Annotated in this window: 15 protein-coding genes; 6 read left to right on the top strand and 9 right to left on the bottom strand. The window is 61.0% G+C overall.

The genetic code is table 11. From position 1 onward, the window contains the following. The first annotated feature begins 2 nt into the window (after nucleotides 1–2). From HBO23_RS01505 to lpxC, 4 genes are all read left to right on the top strand, one after another. Nucleotides 3–872, top strand: coding sequence for a cell division protein FtsQ/DivIB (locus tag HBO23_RS01505; protein ID WP_017138182.1), 870 nt, complete (start codon nucleotides 3–5; stop codon nucleotides 870–872). A gap of 15 nt (nucleotides 873–887) precedes the next feature. Beyond that, nucleotides 888–2,153, top strand: coding sequence for a cell division protein FtsA (gene ftsA, locus HBO23_RS01510; RefSeq protein ID WP_017138181.1), 1,266 nt, complete (start codon nucleotides 888–890; stop codon nucleotides 2,151–2,153). Between the two features lie 66 nt (nucleotides 2,154–2,219). Further along, complete coding sequence (ftsZ, locus tag HBO23_RS01515) at nucleotides 2,220–3,425, top strand: cell division protein FtsZ (RefSeq protein ID WP_017138180.1); 1,206 nt, start codon at nucleotides 2,220–2,222, stop codon at nucleotides 3,423–3,425. 112 nt (nucleotides 3,426–3,537) lie between these two features. Continuing rightward, the gene (gene lpxC, locus HBO23_RS01520; protein ID WP_003171886.1) at nucleotides 3,538–4,449 is read left to right on the top strand and encodes a UDP-3-O-acyl-N-acetylglucosamine deacetylase; all 912 of its coding nucleotides are present in this window, start codon (nucleotides 3,538–3,540) and stop codon (nucleotides 4,447–4,449) included. Nucleotides 4,450–4,542: 93 nt separating this feature from the next. On the opposite strand, the gene HBO23_RS01525 is transcribed toward lpxC, so the two are convergent. The 6 genes from HBO23_RS01525 to HBO23_RS01550 form a co-directional block, all read right to left on the bottom strand. Next, the gene (locus tag HBO23_RS01525; protein ID WP_026013783.1) at nucleotides 4,543–6,033 is read right to left on the bottom strand and encodes a diguanylate cyclase; all 1,491 of its coding nucleotides are present in this window, start codon (nucleotides 6,031–6,033) and stop codon (nucleotides 4,543–4,545) included. Nucleotides 6,034–6,219: 186 nt separating this feature from the next. Beyond that, nucleotides 6,220–7,542, bottom strand: coding sequence for an OprD family porin (locus HBO23_RS01530; RefSeq protein ID WP_017138178.1), 1,323 nt, complete (start codon nucleotides 7,540–7,542; stop codon nucleotides 6,220–6,222). 349 nt (nucleotides 7,543–7,891) lie between these two features. After that, entirely contained in the window at nucleotides 7,892–9,256 is a 1,365-nt protein-coding gene (locus HBO23_RS01535) for a heavy metal sensor histidine kinase (RefSeq protein ID WP_099548413.1), read from the bottom strand. Then, nucleotides 9,246–9,923 (bottom strand): heavy metal response regulator transcription factor, encoded by a 678-nt coding sequence (locus HBO23_RS01540; protein ID WP_017138176.1) that lies wholly within the window; start codon nucleotides 9,921–9,923, stop codon nucleotides 9,246–9,248. The genes HBO23_RS01535 and HBO23_RS01540 overlap by 11 nt, the downstream gene beginning before the upstream one ends. 10 nt (nucleotides 9,924–9,933) lie before the next feature. Next, nucleotides 9,934–13,029, bottom strand: a complete 3,096-nt coding sequence (locus HBO23_RS01545) for a multidrug efflux RND transporter permease subunit (RefSeq protein WP_017138175.1) — start codon at nucleotides 13,027–13,029, stop codon at nucleotides 9,934–9,936. Further along, entirely contained in the window at nucleotides 13,026–14,192 is a 1,167-nt protein-coding gene (locus tag HBO23_RS01550; protein WP_170036291.1) for an efflux RND transporter periplasmic adaptor subunit, read from the bottom strand. Before HBO23_RS01550 ends, HBO23_RS01545 begins: the two co-directional genes overlap by 4 nt. 215 nt (nucleotides 14,193–14,407) lie before the next feature. On the opposite strand from HBO23_RS01550, the gene HBO23_RS01555 reads away from it, so the two are divergent. Together HBO23_RS01555 and HBO23_RS01560 are read left to right on the top strand one after the other, a co-directional pair. Continuing rightward, nucleotides 14,408–14,641: a hypothetical protein gene (locus HBO23_RS01555; protein ID WP_017138173.1), complete on the top strand. Its 234-nt coding sequence runs from the start codon at nucleotides 14,408–14,410 to the stop codon at nucleotides 14,639–14,641. A 167-nt stretch (nucleotides 14,642–14,808) separates the two neighbouring features. Beyond that, nucleotides 14,809–15,591, top strand: a complete 783-nt coding sequence (locus tag HBO23_RS01560) for a transporter substrate-binding domain-containing protein (RefSeq protein WP_026013782.1) — start codon at nucleotides 14,809–14,811, stop codon at nucleotides 15,589–15,591. 185 nt (nucleotides 15,592–15,776) lie between these two features. On the opposite strand, the gene HBO23_RS01565 is transcribed toward HBO23_RS01560, so the two are convergent. The 3 genes from HBO23_RS01565 to HBO23_RS01575 all read right to left on the bottom strand — a co-directional run bounded on the left by HBO23_RS01565 (nucleotide 15,777) and on the right by HBO23_RS01575 (nucleotide 18,017). After that, a complete protein-coding gene (locus tag HBO23_RS01565; RefSeq protein WP_017138171.1) occupies nucleotides 15,777–16,520 on the bottom strand; it encodes a YkgJ family cysteine cluster protein in 744 nt (247 codons plus the stop codon). 108 nt (nucleotides 16,521–16,628) lie between these two features. Further along, the gene (locus tag HBO23_RS01570; protein WP_017138170.1) at nucleotides 16,629–17,111 is read right to left on the bottom strand and encodes a GNAT family N-acetyltransferase; all 483 of its coding nucleotides are present in this window, start codon (nucleotides 17,109–17,111) and stop codon (nucleotides 16,629–16,631) included. A gap of 3 nt (nucleotides 17,112–17,114) precedes the next feature. After that, on the bottom strand, nucleotides 17,115–18,017 hold the full coding sequence (locus HBO23_RS01575; RefSeq protein WP_017138169.1) for a chemotaxis protein: 903 nt from the start codon (nucleotides 18,015–18,017) through the stop codon (nucleotides 17,115–17,117). Nucleotides 18,018–18,172 lie beyond the last annotated feature (155 nt).

An 18,172-nucleotide genomic window follows, 5' to 3' on the forward strand; every position in this document is an offset into this window, starting at 1 on the left:
CCATGAACGGCGCATCGCTTCGTCATCAGCAACCTCCAGTGCCCAGCCGCAAGCCGGTGCCTCGAGGTGCCAGCCGAATGGTGGCTAAAGAGCCGATGTCGGCGCGCCTGCCGAAAGCCAACTTTGGTTTTCTCAAAGCGCTGTTCTGGCCGGTGTTGCTGGTGGCGTTGGGCTTCGGTACTTACGAGGGCGCACAACGCCTGTTGCCGTATGCCGACCGGCCGATCACCAAGATCAGCGTGCAGGGCGACTTGAGCTACATCAGCCAGCAAGCGGTACAGCAGCGCATCGGCCCGTACCTGGCGGCGAGCTTCTTTACCATCGACCTGGCGGGTATGCGCGCAGAACTGGAACAGATGCCGTGGATCGCTCACGCCGAAGTCCGCCGTGTATGGCCGGACCAGGTGACGATTCGTCTGGAAGAACAACTGCCCGTGGCCCGTTGGGGCGATGGCGCACTGTTGAACAACCAGGGCCAGGCGTTCGCGCCGCGTGAGGTGGCCAACTATGAGCACCTGCCGCAGTTGTTCGGGCCACAGCGGGCGCAGCAGCAAGTGATGCAGCAGTACCAGGCGCTGAGCCAGATGCTGCGGCCACTGGGTTTCTCCATCGCACGCCTGGAATTGCGTGAGCGGGGCAGCTGGTTTTTGACCACCGGGGCAGGCAGTTCCGGCCCGGGCATCGAGTTGTTGCTGGGACGCGACCGCTTGGTGGAAAAGATGCGCCGCTTTATTGCCATCTATGACAAGACCTTGAAAGAACAGATTACGAACATTGCGAGCGTCGACCTGCGTTACGCCAACGGCCTGGCCGTCGGCTGGCGTGAACCAGCTGCGCCGACGACAGCCAAACCCGCTGTCGCGAAGAATTAAGAAGAGGCAGGACCCATGGCAAACGTGCAAAGCGGAAAAATGATCGTCGGTCTCGATATCGGCACCTCCAAGGTGGTGGCGCTGGTCGGCGAGGTCGGGGAAGACGGTGTGATCGAAATCGTCGGTATCGGCACGCATCCGTCCCGGGGCCTGAAGAAGGGCGTGGTGGTGAACATCGAGTCCACCGTGCAGTCGATCCAGCGCGCCATTGAAGAAGCGCAGCTGATGGCCGGTTGCCGGATTCACTCGGCGTTCGTCGGCGTGGCCGGCAACCATATCCGTAGCCTGAACTCCCACGGCATCGTGGCGATCCGTGATCGTGAAGTCAGCTCGGCCGACCTTGAACGCGTACTCGACGCCGCCCAGGCCGTGGCGATCCCGGCTGACCAGCGCGTGCTGCACACCTTGCCGCAGGACTACGTGATCGATAACCAGGAAGGCGTGCGTGAGCCGCTGGGCATGTCGGGCGTGCGCCTGGAAGCCAAGGTTCACGTGGTGACCTGTGCCGTCAACGCCGCACAGAACATTGAAAAATGCGTGCGCCGCTGCGGCCTGGAAATCGACGACATCATTCTTGAGCAGTTGGCCTCGGCCTACTCAGTACTCACCGACGACGAAAAAGAGCTGGGCGTGTGCCTGGTCGACATCGGCGGTGGCACCACCGACATCGCGATCTTCACCGAAGGTGCGATCCGTCACACCGCCGTGATCCCGATTGCGGGCGACCAGGTCACCAACGACATCGCCATGGCGCTGCGTACACCGACCCAGTACGCCGAAGAAATCAAGATCCGCTACGCCTGCGCCCTGGCCAAACTGGCCGGTGCCGGTGAAACCATCAAGGTGCCGAGCGTGGGCGACCGTCCACCGCGCGAACTGTCGCGCCAGGCCCTGGCCGAAGTGGTCGAACCACGCTACGACGAGCTGTTCACCCTGATCCAGGCTGAGCTGCGCCGCAGCGGCTACGAAGATTTGATCCCGGCCGGCATCGTGCTGACCGGTGGCACCTCGAAGATGGAAGGCGCGGTCGAACTGGCCGAGGAAATCTTCCATATGCCAGTGCGCCTGGGCGTGCCCCATGGCGTCAAAGGCCTGGGCGACGTAGTGCGCAACCCGATTTATTCCACCGGCGTGGGCTTGCTGTTGTACGGGCTGCAAAAGCAGACCGACGGCATTTCCCTGTCGGGCCCGAGCATCCGTGACAGCTACCGTGGTGGCGACGATGAAGCCAAAGCGCCGTTGTTCGAGCGGTTGCAGGCTTGGGTAAAAGGCAATTTCTAAAGATTTACCGCAACACCGCAGTAAGTAGTAGGCGAAAAAACTAGAGAAAACGAAAGGAGAGGGAACATGTTCGAACTCGTAGACAACATCCCCGCAAGCCCGGTTATCAAAGTAATCGGTGTTGGCGGTGGCGGCGGCAACGCTGTCAATCACATGGTCAAGAGCAACATTGAAGGCGTTGAATTCATCTGCGCCAACACTGATGCCCAAGCGCTGAAAAGCATCGGCGCGCGGACCATCCTGCAATTGGGCACAGCCGTGACCAAGGGCCTCGGCGCTGGCGCCAACCCGGAAGTCGGCCGTCAAGCCGCGCTGGAAGACCGCGAGCGTATTGCGGAAGTGCTGCAAGGCACCAACATGGTGTTCATCACCACCGGCATGGGCGGCGGTACCGGTACCGGTGCTGCTCCGATCATTGCCGAAGTGGCCAAGGAAATGGGGATTCTGACCGTTGCTGTCGTGACGCGTCCGTTCCCGTTCGAAGGTCGCAAGCGCATGCAGATCGCCGACGAAGGTATCCGTCTGCTGTCTGAAAGCGTCGACTCGTTGATCACCATTCCCAACGAGAAACTGCTGACCATCCTGGGCAAGGACGCAAGCCTGCTGTCCGCATTCGCCAAGGCTGACGATGTACTGGCCGGTGCCGTTCGCGGTATCTCCGACATCATCAAGCGCCCAGGCATGATCAACGTCGACTTTGCCGACGTGCGTACCGTGATGAGCGAAATGGGCATGGCGATGATGGGCACTGGCTGCGCCAGCGGTCCGAACCGTGCACGTGAAGCCACTGAAGCGGCGATCCGCAACCCGTTGCTCGAAGACGTGAACCTGCAAGGTGCACGCGGCATCCTGGTGAACATCACCGCCGGCCCTGACCTGTCCCTGGGTGAGTACTCCGACGTGGGTAGCATCATCGAAGCCTTCGCTTCCGAGCACGCGATGGTCAAAGTCGGTACCGTTATCGACCCGGACATGCGCGACGAACTGCACGTGACCGTGGTTGCCACCGGCCTGGGCGCAAAAATCGAGAAGCCTGTAAAGGTCATCGACAATACCGTTCACACCGGCCACAACAGCCACGCCAGCCAGCAAGCTGCCGCTCCAGCGCCTGCGCGCCAGGAACTGCCGTCTGTGAACTATCGTGACCTGGACCGTCCGACCGTGATGCGCAACCAGGCTCAGGCCGGTGCTGCGGCGTCCCGTAGCCCGAATCCGCAAGATGACCTGGACTACCTGGACATCCCGGCATTCTTGCGTCGTCAGGCCGATTAATGGAATGTATCAGGGCTATGAAGGTGATTGGTGTTCAGCAAAGGTCTGGTCTGTTATTATCGCCAGCCTTTGTTGATACCAGTTCGCAATTTGCGCTGAAGCGGTCCAAGCCATGATTAAACAACGCACCCTGAAGAATATTATCCGTGCCACAGGTGTAGGTCTGCACTCCGGGGAGAAGGTATACCTGACCCTCAAGCCCGCACCTGTCGACACCGGCATCGTGTTTGTTCGTGCCGACCTGGACCCTGTGGTGCAGATTCCTGCTCGCGCGGAAAATGTTGGCGAAACCACGATGTCGACCACGTTGGTCAACGGTGACGTCAAAGTGGACACGGTGGAGCACTTGCTCTCGGCCATGGCTGGCCTGGGCATCGATAACGCCTACGTCGAGCTCTCCGCGTCCGAAGTCCCCATCATGGATGGCAGCGCTGGACCCTTCGTATTCTTGATTCAATCTGCCGGCCTGGAAGAACAGGACGCAGCCAAGAAGTTCATTCGCATTCTGCGGGAAGTGACAGTAGAAGACGGCGACAAGCGCGCCACCTTCGTCCCGTTCGAAGGCTTTAAAGTGAGCTTTGAGATCGATTTCGATCACCCGGTATTCCGTGACCGCACCCAAAGTGCAAGCGTGGATTTTTCCAGCACTTCGTTCGTAAAAGAAGTCAGCCGCGCCCGTACCTTTGGTTTCATGAGTGACATCGAGTACCTGCGCAAGCACAACCTCGCACTCGGCGGCAGCGTTGAAAACGCCATTGTGGTCGACGCGGATGGTGTACTGAACGAAGACGGCCTTCGCTATGAAGACGAATTCGTGAAGCACAAGATCCTCGATGCAATCGGTGACCTCTACCTGCTGGGCAATAGCCTGATAGGCGAGTTCAAAGGCTTCAAGTCGGGCCACGCCCTTAACAACCAGCTGCTGCGCAAGTTGATTGAGCAGACAGACGCTTGGGAAGTAGTGACCTTCGAAGATGCCAGCACCGCACCGATCTCTTACATGCGTCCCGTTGCGGCGGTGTAAGTAACAACTCTCTTTCTTTAGTTTTGAAAGGCCACCTTCGGGTGGCCTTTTTTTTATGCCGATCGTTCCCACGCTCCGCGTGGGAACGATCACCTAGCGGGCCGCAGCCTCCACAATGCGGTTGCGCCCGGTGTGCTTGGCCTCATACAGCGCCTGATCAGCATTGAGCAGCAAGTCCTCAAGTGCCATGCGGCTGCGCTTTTGCCAGGTGCTCATGCCGATACTCACTGTAATAGGCCCGTCGGCACCGGCCACCCGTGGCAAATGCTCGACGCTGCTGCGGATATGTTCGGCAATCAACCAGGCACCCTTGGCGTCGGTATGGGGCAGCACCACTGCAAACTCTTCGCCACCGTAGCGCGCTGCCAGGTCAGCCGGGCGGCGGATGTTGTCTTCGATCACTTGGGCAACCGCGCGCAAAGCCTCATCGCCGCCGTGATGGCCATGCAGGTCGTTGAAGGCCTTGAAGTGATCCACGTCGATCATCAGCAGGCTCAGCGGCTCGGTTGAGCGTTGTGCGCGGTCCCATTCCAGGCGCAGGCGCTGGTCCAGGGTACGGCGGTTGGCAAGGCCGGTGAGGGCGTCGGTGGCTGCCAGTTCTGACAGCACTTGTTCGGCACGATGACGGCGACGCAGCTCCTTGCTCAGCATCCAGGTCAGCCACAGCAGGCCGATGCACAACACGCCCGTTGCTATGCTGACCAGCCACGCGGCACGCCGCCATGGGGCAAAGATTTCATCGCTGGACAACGCCACCGCGACAATTAAGGGCAAGCTGCCCACATTCGAGAAACTATAGAGCCGTGGCTGGTTGTCGACGCTGGAGACGCCCCGAAAGCTGCCGTCGCGTTCACGCAGCATACGCGCGACATTGGGCCGCTGGCTCAAGTCCTTGTCGATCATGTCCACTTCCAGCAGCGGTTGTTGCGCCAGCAGGATGCCTTGGTGGTTGATCAGGTTGATGGTGCCGTTGCTTCCGATGTTCAGGCCGCTGAACAACTGTTGGAAGTACGACAGGCGCATCGAGGCCACCGCCACGCCCAGGAAGCGCCCGTCCGGCGATGACACGCGGCGGCTGAATGCGATGCGCCACTGGTCATCACACACGCAACGGGCCAGGAATGGGCGGCTGATATACAGCCCCAGGTCGGGGTTTTTGCGGTGTGCCTGAAAATAATCGCGATCAGCGAAGTTGCCGGTCTTGGGTGTGAGCAGCGAGGAGTCGGCTATCACTTCACCACTGGGGTCCAGCAACAGAATGTCGCCCTTGAAGGGTGCAGCGGCAGAGCGATCGAACAGCACCAGATGGCGGATACTGGCGGACACACCCTGCAGGTCACTGCGTTCGGTGGCGGCGATCAGGCCCTTGAGGGCCATGTCATAGAGTTCGACGTTACGCAGCACATCGGCGTCGATCAGTTGGGTGATGTTATTGGCGGTGCGCTTGGCGGTCTGCAAGGTGTTGGCATGTTCGCGAATCAGCAGCGCGGTGACGATCGCCACGATCACAAAGACCGTGAGGCAACTGCCCAGGATCAGCAAGCGTTCCGGGCGAGGGGTGGGTCGGTAGAGACTTGGGCTCATCGGGCGTACTTCTGCTTCGAGGATGCCAATAGCGTAGTAGGCAATCGCAGGTTTGGTGGGAGCTGGCTTGCCTGCGATGCAGACACCTGGTACATCTATAACACCGCAGCGATGCTATCGCAGGCAAGCCAGCTCCCACACAAGCCAGCTCCCACATCAGCTATTCATCGTCTGGCAGATTTATGCCTAAAACACGTTGATCGGGTAATCCACAATCACGCGGTATTCATCCACATCCCGGTCCACCGCCGAGTAGCCATTGCCACCGCGGTTGGTTGCCCATTGCAGGCGCACGGCCAGGTCCTTGGCTTTGCCGCCTTGCACCACGTACTTCACGTCGATGTCGCGTTCCCAGTGCTTGGCGTCTTTGCCGTTGGCGCTGTACCAGGCGCTGTAGCCGCGGCTGTTGGGGTCGACCTTGGTCAGGTCGGTCTTGCCGCTGATATACGACACGGCGGACGTCAGCCCAGGCATGCCGAGGCCTGCAAAGTCGTAGGCGTACTTGAGCTTCCACGAGCGCTCGTTGGGGCCGTTGAAGTCCGAGTATTGCTGGGAATTGTCCAGGTACACGCTGTCGCCCTGGGTGATGTAGTCGAACGGCGTGTTGCCGTTGACCCGCTGGTACGCGGCGGTGACGCTGTGGTGACCAACACCTACGGTGAAATGCAGGCTGTAAGTGTTGTTGTCGATGCTGCCCAGCAACGACTGGCCGGTGTCCTGGGTGTGGTAGTAGTGCAGGCCTGGGTTGAGGCTGACAAGATCGTTCAGCGCGTAGGTGTAGTCCAGGTCGTAGTAGTACTGGTGCCATACATCCTTGAGTTCGGAGGCGTACAGGTTGCTGGTCAGGCCCGGGACGCCGCTGAAGGACACACCGGCCCAGTTCAGGTGCTGGCTGTCGGCGTTGGCGGGCAGGGTGCCGTAGCTGGTGCCGATGCGTCGGTGGCCGCTCTGGTTGTAGAGTTTGGTAAAGCTGGCCTGGCCACCTTCGAACATCCAGCCATCGAAGCTGTGGTTGGCCAGGCTCACACCCCGGAACGTCTGCGGCAACATGCGGGTCATGCCGCCAGCGATCACCGGGTTGTTGAGGAACAGGTCGCCGGCTTTGAGTTCGGTGTCGAAGGCGCGCATTTTCAAAGTGCCACCGGCGGTGGAGAACGAGCCAGGCGCTTTGCCGTTGCCGCTGCCGTAAGGCAGGATGCTGGAACCGTCAGTGCCACCGCCGCCGTCGAGCTTGAGGCCGAGCATGGCATTGAGGTCCAGGCCAAAGCCGACGGTGCCTTGGGTGTAGCCGGATTCGAATGTGCCGATGAAACCCTGGCCCCATTCTTTGCTGTCATCGGTGTGAGTGTCGCGGCGGTCGCGGTTCATGTAGTAGTTGCGGGTGTTGATCTTCAGGCTTGAGCCTTCGACGAAACCGTCAGCGGGGGTCGAGTCTGCTGCGTGGGCAAGGGGGACGATCGTTGCTGCAATCGCGAGGAATAACGGGGTGAACGTCAGCGAGTTCTTCACCGGTTTAGCTCCTTTGGTCAATCGAAAACGGCCAATGTCGTGGGGGTGTGCCTGGCCTTTTTTTACGGCAAAAAAAAGCCGCTGAAGTCAGCGGCTTTAAACAGATTCCCAGTGTAGAGCCCTGGAAATAAGTCGAGGGAAATTCGGGTGAGCGGGAAGCTGCCTTGCCGTCGCGCTCATCGGTGCGTCAAAGTAACGCAGGTGAGCGGTGCGATATAGAGTGTAACAAGATAATGACTGTTGCCCAAACCGCAACAGTCAGACCCTTGAGATCCAGTGGGGAAGCTGGCTATGTGGGATCTGGCTTGTGTGGGAGCTGGCCCACACTGGATCGATGTGTTCTGGTGAGTCAGACCGGCAAGGTAATGCCAAAAGTATTGCCACCGCCCTCACTGCGCACAAACACATCACCGCCGTGCATCAATGCAATCGCCTTGACGATCGCCAGCCCCAGCCCATGATTTGCGCCGCTGTTACTGCGCGACGCGTCCACCCGGTAGAAGCGTTCAAACAAGCGCGGCAAATGCTCACGGGCGATCTCATCGCCGGGGTTGGTCACCCCGATCGCCACCCACTGCTCCTGCACCTCAATGCTCACTTCGATGATCTGCCCCGGCGCAGTGTGCTGCACCGCATTGCTCAGCAGGTTGATCAGCGCGCGGCGCAGGTGGGCTTTCTCGATGTGCACCAAGGCATCTCCGTGTACGCGCACTTTGACTTGGGCGTCCTCGAGGATGAAGTCCAGGTAGTCGAGGGTGGTGGCGACTTCATCGGCCAGGGAGCTTTCGATCAGTTTGGTGGCCTTGCTGCCCTGGTCGGCGCTGGCCAGGAACAGCATGTCATTAATGATCGAACGCAGGCGTTCCAGCTCTTCGAGGTTCGATTGCAGCACCTCGAAGTAATGCTCGGCCGAACGACCACGGGTGAGCGCCACTTGGGTCTGGCCGATCAGGTTGGTCAGCGGCGAGCGCAGTTCGTGGGCCACATCGGCATTGAACGACTCCAGGCGCGAATACGCCTGTTCGACCCGATCCAGCGTGGAGTTGAACGAGTTGACGAACTGGCTCAGCTCCGGCGGCAAGGGCGACAACTGCAGGCGCCCTGAGAGTTTGGGCGGTGCGAGTTTTTGCGCTTCATCCGAAAGTTTGCCCAGCGGCTTGAGGCCGATACGCGAGACCCAAAAGCCCAACAGTGCCGCCAGCGCCACACCGACACAGGCCAGGCCGATCAAGGCCATCAACAGATGGTGCTGAGTGGCGCGGAAGTTCTCGGTGTCGATGGCGATCATAAAGCGCAGCGGCGGGCGTTGATCCTTGGCCGCGAACTGGCTGAGCAACACCTTGAACGGGTATTCATGCCCAGGCAGGCGCAAGTCGCGTTTGCCGGTCGGCCCTTGGGCGAATGCGCGGATCTGCGCGTCGGGGTTGCCGTATTCGTAGCTCGGGTCGCTGCTCACCACCCAGAAGCGGATGCGCGGGTCTTCTTCGCCGAGCAACTTCAACTTGGCGGTGATTTTTGCCCAGTGGTCCGGTGTGCCGAAGCGGTTCACCGAGGATTCCAGCACGCTGTAGCGCGCATCCAGTTCGGCGCCCGGCAACAAGCCCAGGCCGCGATCCACTTGCTGGTACAGCGCGCCGCCGATCAACACGAAAATCAGCAGCGCCACCAAGGTGAACATGCCGCTCAGGCGCAGGGCGATGGAGTTAGCCGACACTTCTGCTCTCCAGCACATAACCCATGCCACGAATGGTGTGCAGCAACTTGTGTTCGAACGGCCCGTCGAGCTTGGCGCGCAGGCGCTTGATCGCCACTTCCACCACATTGGCGTCGCTGTCGAAATTGATGTCCCAGACCATTTCCGCAATCGCGGTCTTGGACAGGATTTCACCCTGGCGCCGTGCCAATACGCTGAGCAGCGAGAACTCTTTGGCGGTCAGGTCCAGGCGCAGGCCGTTGCGGCTGGCCTTGCGGCTGATCAGGTCGATCCACAGGTCGGCCACGGTGACTTGCACCGGCTCATGCCCGCCACTGCGGCGGGTCAGCGCTTGCAGGCGCGCCACCAGTTCGAGGAACGAAAACGGTTTGCCCAAATAATCATCGGCGCCTTCACGCAAGCCACGGATGCGGTCTTCCACACGCTCGCGAGCAGTGAGCATGATCACCGGCGTCTGCTTGCGTGCCCGCAGTGCGCGCAACACACCAAAGCCGTCGAGGCCGGGCAGCATCACGTCGAGTACGATCACCGCGTAATCGTTCTCCAGCGCCAGGTGCAAGCCCTCGACGCCTTCGCGCGCCACATCGACGGTGTAGCCTTGCTCCGTCAGGCCGCGGTGCAGGTAGTCCGCGGTTTTCTCTTCATCTTCAATAATCAGGACGCGCATGACCCCGCCTTTAGTGTGTGGTCGCCAGCGCCAGCGCTGGTTTGGGCCTGTGGAAAAACTTCTCAAGGTACAAGTATATGACCGGTGTGGTGAACAGCGTCAGCGCCTGGCTCACCAACAGGCCGCCGACCACCGCGATCCCCAGCGGCTGGCGCAGTTCGGCGCCTGGCCCGGAGCCCAGCATCAACGGCACGGCGCCGAGCAGGGCGGCGAGGGTGGTCATGATGATCGGCCGGAACCGGGTGACGCAGGCTTCATAAATCGCCTCCTCAGGTGGCAGCCCGCGCACGCGCTGGGCCTCCAGGGCAAAGTCGATCATCAGGATGCCGTTTTTCTTGACGATACCGATCAGCAGCACCAGCCCGATCAAGGCCATGATCGAAAAGTCCTGGCCCAGCAACCACAGCATGATCAACGCGCCCAAGCCCGCCGAGGGCAAGGTGGAGATGATCGTCAGCGGGTGCACGAAGCTCTCATACAGCACGCCCAAAATAATATAGACCGCCACCAGCGCCGCCAGGATCAGCCACGGTTGGCTGGCCAAAGAGCTTTGGAACGCCTGGGCCGCACCCTGGAAGGTGCCGATCAGGGTGGTCGGCATGCCGATTTCGTTTTTGGCCTGGTTGAGCATGATCACCGCATCACCCAATGCCACGCCGGGTGCCAGGTTAAACGACAGGTTGGCGGCCGGGAACATGCCGTCATGGCTGATGGACAACGGCCCCACGCTGGGTGGGTCGACCTTGGCCAGTGCCGACAGCGGCACCATCTCGTTGGTCAACGGTGAGCGCAGGTAAAAGTAGTTCAGGCTTTCGGCCTTGCCGCGCTGTTGAGTGTCGAGTTCCAGCACCACCTGGTACTGGTTGATCTCGGTCTGGAACTCGTTGATCTGGCGCTGGCCGAACGCGTCATACAGCGCCTGGTCGACATCGGTAGCGGTGAGGCCAAAGCGCGCCGCCGCCTGGCGGTCGATGCTGATGTGAGTGATGCTGCCGCCCAGTTGCAAGTCGTTGGACAGGTCGCGAAAGGCCGGGTTGGCGCGCAGTTTTTCGGTCAGGCGTTGGGTCCAGGTATTGAGCGTCGCGCCGTCGTTGCTCTTGAGCACATATTGATACTGGGCGCGGCTTGGGCCGGAACTCAAGTTGATGTCCTGGCCGGCGCGCAGGTACAAGACGATGCCAGGCACCTTGGCCAGTTTGGGGCGGATGCGGTCAATGAACTGGCTGGCGGATACATCGCGATCACCGCGGTCCTTCAAGGCGATCCAGAAACGGCCGTTGGCGATGGTCTGGTTGCTGCCGGTCACGCCCACCGAGTGGGAAAACGCGGCCACTGCCGGGTCGTCCTTGACGATCTCGGCCAGCGCCTTGTGCTTGGCGACCATGTCCGGGTACGACACATCGGCCGCCGCTTCGCTGGTGCCGAGTACAAAGCCGGTGTCCTGCACCGGGAAGAAACCCTTGGGGATAAACACGTAGCCGACCACGGCCAACGCCAGGGTCAGCATAAAGATCGCTGCCATGCTGCGTTGATGCGCCAGCGCACGGCGCAGGTTGCGCGCGTAGCCAGCGAGCAGGCGCTCGCTGAAGCCCGGTTTGTCATGGGCATGATGAGTCGGCGCGCGCATGAACAGCGCGGCCAGGGTCGGCGCCAAAGTCAGCGAAACCACCACCGAAATCAGGATGGTCGAGGTGGCCGTCAGCGCAAACTCCTTGAACAGCCGCCCGACCACACCGCCCATGAACAGCAGCGGAATAAACGCCGCCACCAGCGAGAAGCTGATGGACACCACGGTAAAGCCGATCTCGCCCGAGCCCTTGATTGCCGCCTCGCGTTTATCCAGGCCCGCCTCCAGGTGACGGTGAATGTTCTCCACCACCACGATGGCATCGTCGACCACAAAGCCCACGGCGATCACGATCGCCACCAGCGTCAGGTTATTCAAGCTGAAGCCCAGCACATACATCAGCGCGAAACTGGCGATCAGCGACACGCCGAGTACGCTGGACACAATCAGCGTCGCCGACAATTGGCGCAGGAACAGCGCCATCACCGCCACCACCAGCAGGATGGCGATCAGCAGGGTCACTTCCACTTCATGCAAGGACGCGCGGATGGTCTTGGTGCGGTCGGTCAACACGCTGACCTGCACCGAGGCGGGCAGCATGCCTTCCAGGCGCGGCAGTTCGGCTTGAATGCGGTCCACGGTCTCGACAATGTTGGCGCCGGGCTGGCGCGAAATCACCAGGTTGACCCCGGGCGTGTCACCGGACCAGGCCTGCACGTAGGCGTTTTCCGAACCGTTGATGACTTTGGCGACATCACGCAGCTGCACCGGCGCGCCGTTCTTGTAGGAAACGATCAGTTGGCCGTATTCCTCGGGGTGAAACAGCTGGTCGTTGGTCGATATCGTCGACACGCTGTTCTTGCCGTAAATCGCACCTTTGGCCAGGTTCAGGCTGGACTGCTGGATGGCCAGGCGCACATCGGCGAGGGTCAGGCCGATGGCCGCGAGTTTGTCCGGTGAAGCCTGTACGCGAATCGCCGGGCGTTGCTGCCCGGTGATATTGATCTGGCCAACGCCGTCAATCTGGCTGATCTGCCGCGCCAGCAAGGTTTCTACATAGTCGCTCAGCTCGGTGCTGGGCATGCTGTCGGAGCTGACGCTGAGGATCAGCACCGGGCTGTCGGCCGGGTTGACCTTCTTCCAGGTCGGCAGGCTCGGCATGTCGCTGGGCAGCTTGCCGGAGGCGGTGTTGATCGCCGCCTGCACTTCCTGCGCGGCGGTGTCGATGCTTTTGTTCAGGGTGAATTGCAGGGTCAGCAGGCTTGAACCCAAGGCGCTGCTGGAGGTCATCTGGGTCATGCCAGGGATGGCGCTGAATTGCACCTCCAAGGGCGTGGCCACGGATGAGGCCATGGTGTCCGGGCTGGCGCCGGGCAAGGTGGCGGTGACCTGGATGGTCGGGAACTCCGCTTCCGGCAGCGGCGCCACAGCCAGGCGCGGGAAGGCAATCAGCCCCAGCAACACCAGCGCAAAGGTCAGCAACAGGGTGGCAACCGGATGGTCGACGCACCAGGCGGACGGGGAACGGCTGCCGCTCATGGTTGCACCTTGGTCTGGGCGGTCTGGATCACTTGTGGTGGCTCTTTGAGCACCTCGATTTGCGCACCGGCCTTGAGCCGCGACTGGCCGTCGCTGACCAGCACATCACCGGCTTGCAGGCCCTTGATGATGGTCACGTCGCTGTCCTGATACGCCACCTGCACCGGCACAACCTCAACCTTGTCACCGTTGACGCGGTACACAAAATGCGCGTCGAGCCCACGTTGCACCACGGTCGGTGGTACCACCAGCGCGTTCTTGTCCAGGGCGGTCTGGATCTTGATAGTCACCAGTTGCCCCGGCCACAGACGCTGCGAAGCGTTGTTGAATTCAGCCTTGGCGCGCAGGGTGCCGGTGGTGGAGCTGATCTGGTTGTCGATCAGGCTCAGGTGCCCTTCGCCGAGCAGGTCGCCGGTCTGGCCGTCGGTGTCGGCGCCCATGTAGGCATCGACGCTGGCTTGGGTGGGCGCGGCGATCAAGCCTTGCAGGGTCGGCAACATTTGTTGCGGCAACGAGAACTCCACGGCGATCGGGTCAATTTGCGTCACCGAGAACAAGCCTTGAGTATCACTCATGCGCAGGAAGTTGCCTTCATCCACGGTGCGAATGCCGACACGGCCAGTCACCGGCGAGCGAATCTGGGTGTAGGACAGCTGTACCAGGGCCGAATCAATGGCGGCCTGATTACCTTGCGCCGTGGCCTTGAGCTGGTTGACCAGGGCTTGCTGCTGGTCATAGGTCTGCTTGGATACGCCGTCGTCGACGCTCAGCTCTTTGTAGCGCTTGAGGTTCACCAACGCCACTTGCAACTGCGCCTGGCTTTCGCCCAACTGCGCCTTGGCCTGATCAAGGCTGGCGCGGATCGAGCGGTCATCGATGGTCGCCAGCAGGTCACCGGCCTTGACCAATTGGCCCTCCTTGACCAGCAGCTTGGTGAGGATGCCGTCGATTTGCGGGCGGATCACCACGCTGTGCAGCGACAGCACCGAGCCGATACCGCTGACAAATCGAGGAATGTCCTGCTGTGTGACGCTCACCACTCGCACCGGGATAGCGGTGGACACCGCCAGTTTGGTTTTCGCCGGTCGGTTGAAGGCCCAGGCTGCAACTGCCACGACCACCAGGGCAGCCACGATCAGGGCGGTTTTTCGTTGAATGTGCATGGGGTGGGGCGCCGGGGCAAAGGGTTGGGAGGGTGATCGTTCTTTATAGCCCGCCAACCCGGTCAGCACGGTGACTGCTAACTGACAGCGCTGTCAGTAAAGTCCGACCATTCGTACCGGCGGTGGTTAAAGATCCAAGGCGCGCAGGTATACTGCGCGCCAGCGTGGCCCGCAAGCCGGCCACCGCCTCATTTTCTGCACGCCCCGGAGCTTCCATGACTTCCCCGACACAACCCCCTGTTGACGCGGCCGACCTCGTCGATCCGGCCGACGCTCAAAGCGTTGAAAAAGCCGAGATCCCGGCGTTCAAGTTTCCGTTCAAGCCGGGTGAACTGGCTGGGGCCAAAAACGCCGCCCAGCCTTGGTACAAGAATGGCGCCAAGAACGGCCACACCAAGTCGCCAGGCATGGCGCCGCCGGGCACTCGCCGCTCGATGGGTAAACGCTGAGAATAGAACGACCAGCGTTTTATCAGGTGCGGACTACAACACCTGCTGATATTTCCGATTGAAGACCCGCGACCGTTTCTAGAAAGCTTGCACAGCCTTGATTCCATCCCGACCGTTCAGATCGGGCGGGTGGCCAAGGCTGGTCTTTCTGGAAAAGGATGTTTCCCGTGGCTCTGATACCCCTGTGTGCAGCACTTGCCCTTTTGCTGTCGATCGACGCCGTGGCCGACGATGATCAACCCCGGCGCGAAATCCGCTTCGCTGTTGCCGCGCAGTTTCCGCCCTTTCAGAGTCGTAGCCCGCAAGGTCAATTGGTGGGCTTGAACATCGACTTGGGCAACGCCTTGTGTACACAGTTGAATGTGCGCTGCACCTGGGTCGACCAGGTGTTTGTCGAAGACTTCCCGGCCCTCGAAGCCCGGCAGTTCGATGCGATCATGGGCATTGCCGCCACCTCGGGGCGACGGCGGTGGGTGGGGTTCACCGATAATCTCTACCCTTTTACCACGCGTTTGGTGGCCCGTAAGGCGTCCGGCCTGTTACCCGACACACGCTCGCTCAAGGGTAAGCGTGTCGGTGTGCTGCTGGGCAGCAATCGCGAAGCCTTTGCGCGGTCGCAGTGGGCACCGGCGGGCGTCATCATCAAAAGTTTCTGGCTCAATGACGAACTGGCCCGCAGTCTGGTAGCCGGCAAGATTGATGCGACGCTGCAAGGCACTGTGGAAATTCGCAGTGCACTGCTCGACACCCCGGTTGGCCAGGATTTCGACTTCATGGGGCCGCCCTTGTCCGGTGAACTCTTAGGCAATGGCATTGCCATTGCTGTGCGCAAGTTTGACTCCACTTTGCGCAACGACCTCAATCACGCGCTTGAGCAACTGATGCACAACGGTGAATACCAGCGGATTCTGGCGCCTTATCACTTGGATGAGCCGCCCTCCACTCAATGATGGCCAATTAATTGCGGCACGTGAGCAGGCCCCGTGTTTTGCAAGCCATGGCCAACAGGCGGGCCTACCCGTTCAACTGTGGGAGCTGGCTTGCCTGCGATGGCATCACTTCGGTGTACCTGGTGTGCCGAGTTGCCCGCATCGCAGGCAAGCCAGCTCCCACATCCACACTGGCCGCATCGAGCCTAAGCCGCCCTCAACGAGATAAACGCATAGTTGGCCGGCACCTCAGTGGCAATCTGCGCCCCCGCATCCAGCACCTGTTCGGCGATGTCCATGCCGGAGACGTGAAACACCCACTCATTAGCCACCGATGGTTGCTCAATCGCCAACTCAATCGCCTGCGCAAAGGCAGCCATATCCGGCAAATACGCGGTAAACCCATCGCCCTTGAGCGCCGTGGTACGAATACCCAGCAAGGCGCACACGGCCTCCTTGGTCTGCACATCGTCACGGTCGGCCTGGCGTGAGCGGCGGATCAGCTCAGCCAGTTCTGCATCCATCAACTCACCGCCGACGATCAGCGCCGGCCCCTGTTCCCAGGATTCTGGCGGGCAATCCTTGGCGGCGGGGTTCAATGGGATATGCGGGTTGATTTCCATCGGGTAGATGCGACACACCAGTGGGCGACGCTCATAGATGCCACAACGGTTGTCTTCGTCAAGATTGCGGCAACGCCCGGCGTTGTAGGCGGCAAAGGTGATTGCCACAAACGCCTCGGTATTGCCGCTCGGCACTACCACTGAACGGCGTTCGGCATGCTCGCGTTGTTGCACCGGCAAGCCCAGGCCGGTGCCAAGAAAGCCCTCCACCAGCACGATGACGTTACCGCCGTCAGCCGCCCAACTGCGGGCTTCTTCGAGGGTCAGGGGAACGTGATGGTCGCTGCAGCATTTGCCGCAACCCACGCAGGAAAAGTGAGTATTCATGGAGGATCTGTCACCAGGCAAGGTCAGAGGGCACTCTTGAACGGTGACGGGTTTTTGCCTCTATTCACTGTTCAGGCTCAGTGGAAGCAAGTTATGCGCCAGTGCCGGTCAGTCCTCGGGTACCTGGTCGCGCAGCACAAACACCATGCCGGCACTTTCATACAACTGTCGGGCGCGTTGGTTGGTTTCCAGCACCTTCAGGTCCACACAGGGCTCGCCGCGTTGCTTGAACACGTGGAAGGTATGCAGCAACAAGGCACGCCCCAGCCCCTGGCCTTGGGCGCACGGATGGACCGAGAGGTTCTTGATAAACGCGCTGGTCCAGCACTGGGCCACGCCAAGAATGCCGTCTGCGTTACTGGCCACCAGGCATAGCGTGGGGTCGAACTCGGCGTCGGTGACGAACTGCCGGCGCCATTCTGCCAGGCTGGGGACACGGCCGCCGCCCTGTTCCTGGGTCATGCGCAATACGGCATGGATGGCCGGGGCCAGCTCATCGCGGTAATGATCCAGCCGGGTATTGGCCGGCCACTGCGGTGCTGGCAGGCTGGTAGTAAGGTCGCGGCGCAGCAGTTGGAAATACTCCGCCACCGCTTACAGGCCTTTTTGCGCCACAGTTTGCGCGGCAACCACCAGGCATTTGGTCAGCTCGGGCGACGAGAACTTGGTGAGCACCGCGTCGGCACCGGCCAGGCGGGCCTTCTCGCTGTTCATCGCGCTGTCCAGGGAGGTGTGCAGCAGCACGTAAAGCTCCTGGAAGTCCGGGGTTTCGCGCAGGGTGCGGGTGAGGGCGTAACCGTCCATTTCGGACATCTCGATGTCCGACACCACCACGTTGATCTGCTCGACCGTGCCTTGCAGCTCCAGCAGCACATCAATGGCTTCCTTGGCACTGCGCGCGGTGTGGCACGTCAGGCCGAGGTTGCGCAGGGTGTGTACCGATTGCTGCAGAGCCACCTGGCTGTCGTCCACCACCAGGATTCGCGCATTGCCGAGCACTTCGGCTTCTTCCATGGTCAAGTCGGTCGGCGCCGCTTCAACGGGGGCCGGGGCAATGCCGTGGATGACCTTTTCGATATCCAGCACCTGCACCAGGCCGCCTTCGACCTGAGTCACGCCGGTGATAAACGAGCGATTGCCGCCGGAGCCATAGGGCGGCGGGCGGATGTCGGTGGTCAGGCAATGCACAATCTTGCTCACCGCCTGCACATGCAGGCCCTGCTTGGAACGGCTGACATCGGTGACGATCAGGCAGCCGCCGTTCGGGTCTTGCAGCGGCATCTCACCGAGGGCGCGGCTCAGGTCGATCACCGACAGCGAGGCACCGCGCAGGGTGGCGATGCCTTTGACGTGCGGGTGCGACTCCGGCAGCTTGGTCAGCGGTGGGCAGGGGATGATTTCACTGACTTTGAGCAGGTTGATGGCCATCAGCTTGCCGCTGCGCAAGGTAAAGAGCAGAAGCGAGAGTGAATCTGCGCGGGCTTTGGTGGTGGACATAAAAACCTTCTGTGGATCAGGGATGACGATCTATGGAAGGTTATCGACTCGGGGGAGCCAGGCTTTAACCGGATTTTGTGTCGGGCTGGGCTTGTGTGGGAGCTGGCTTGCCTGCGATGCAGGCACCTCGGTCTACCAGTTGCACTGAGGTGATG

Origin of the sequence: Pseudomonas sp. WS 5532 (assembly GCF_012985445.1) — a bacterium.
Taxonomy (GTDB): Bacteria; Pseudomonadota; Gammaproteobacteria; order Pseudomonadales; family Pseudomonadaceae; genus Aquipseudomonas; species Aquipseudomonas edaphica.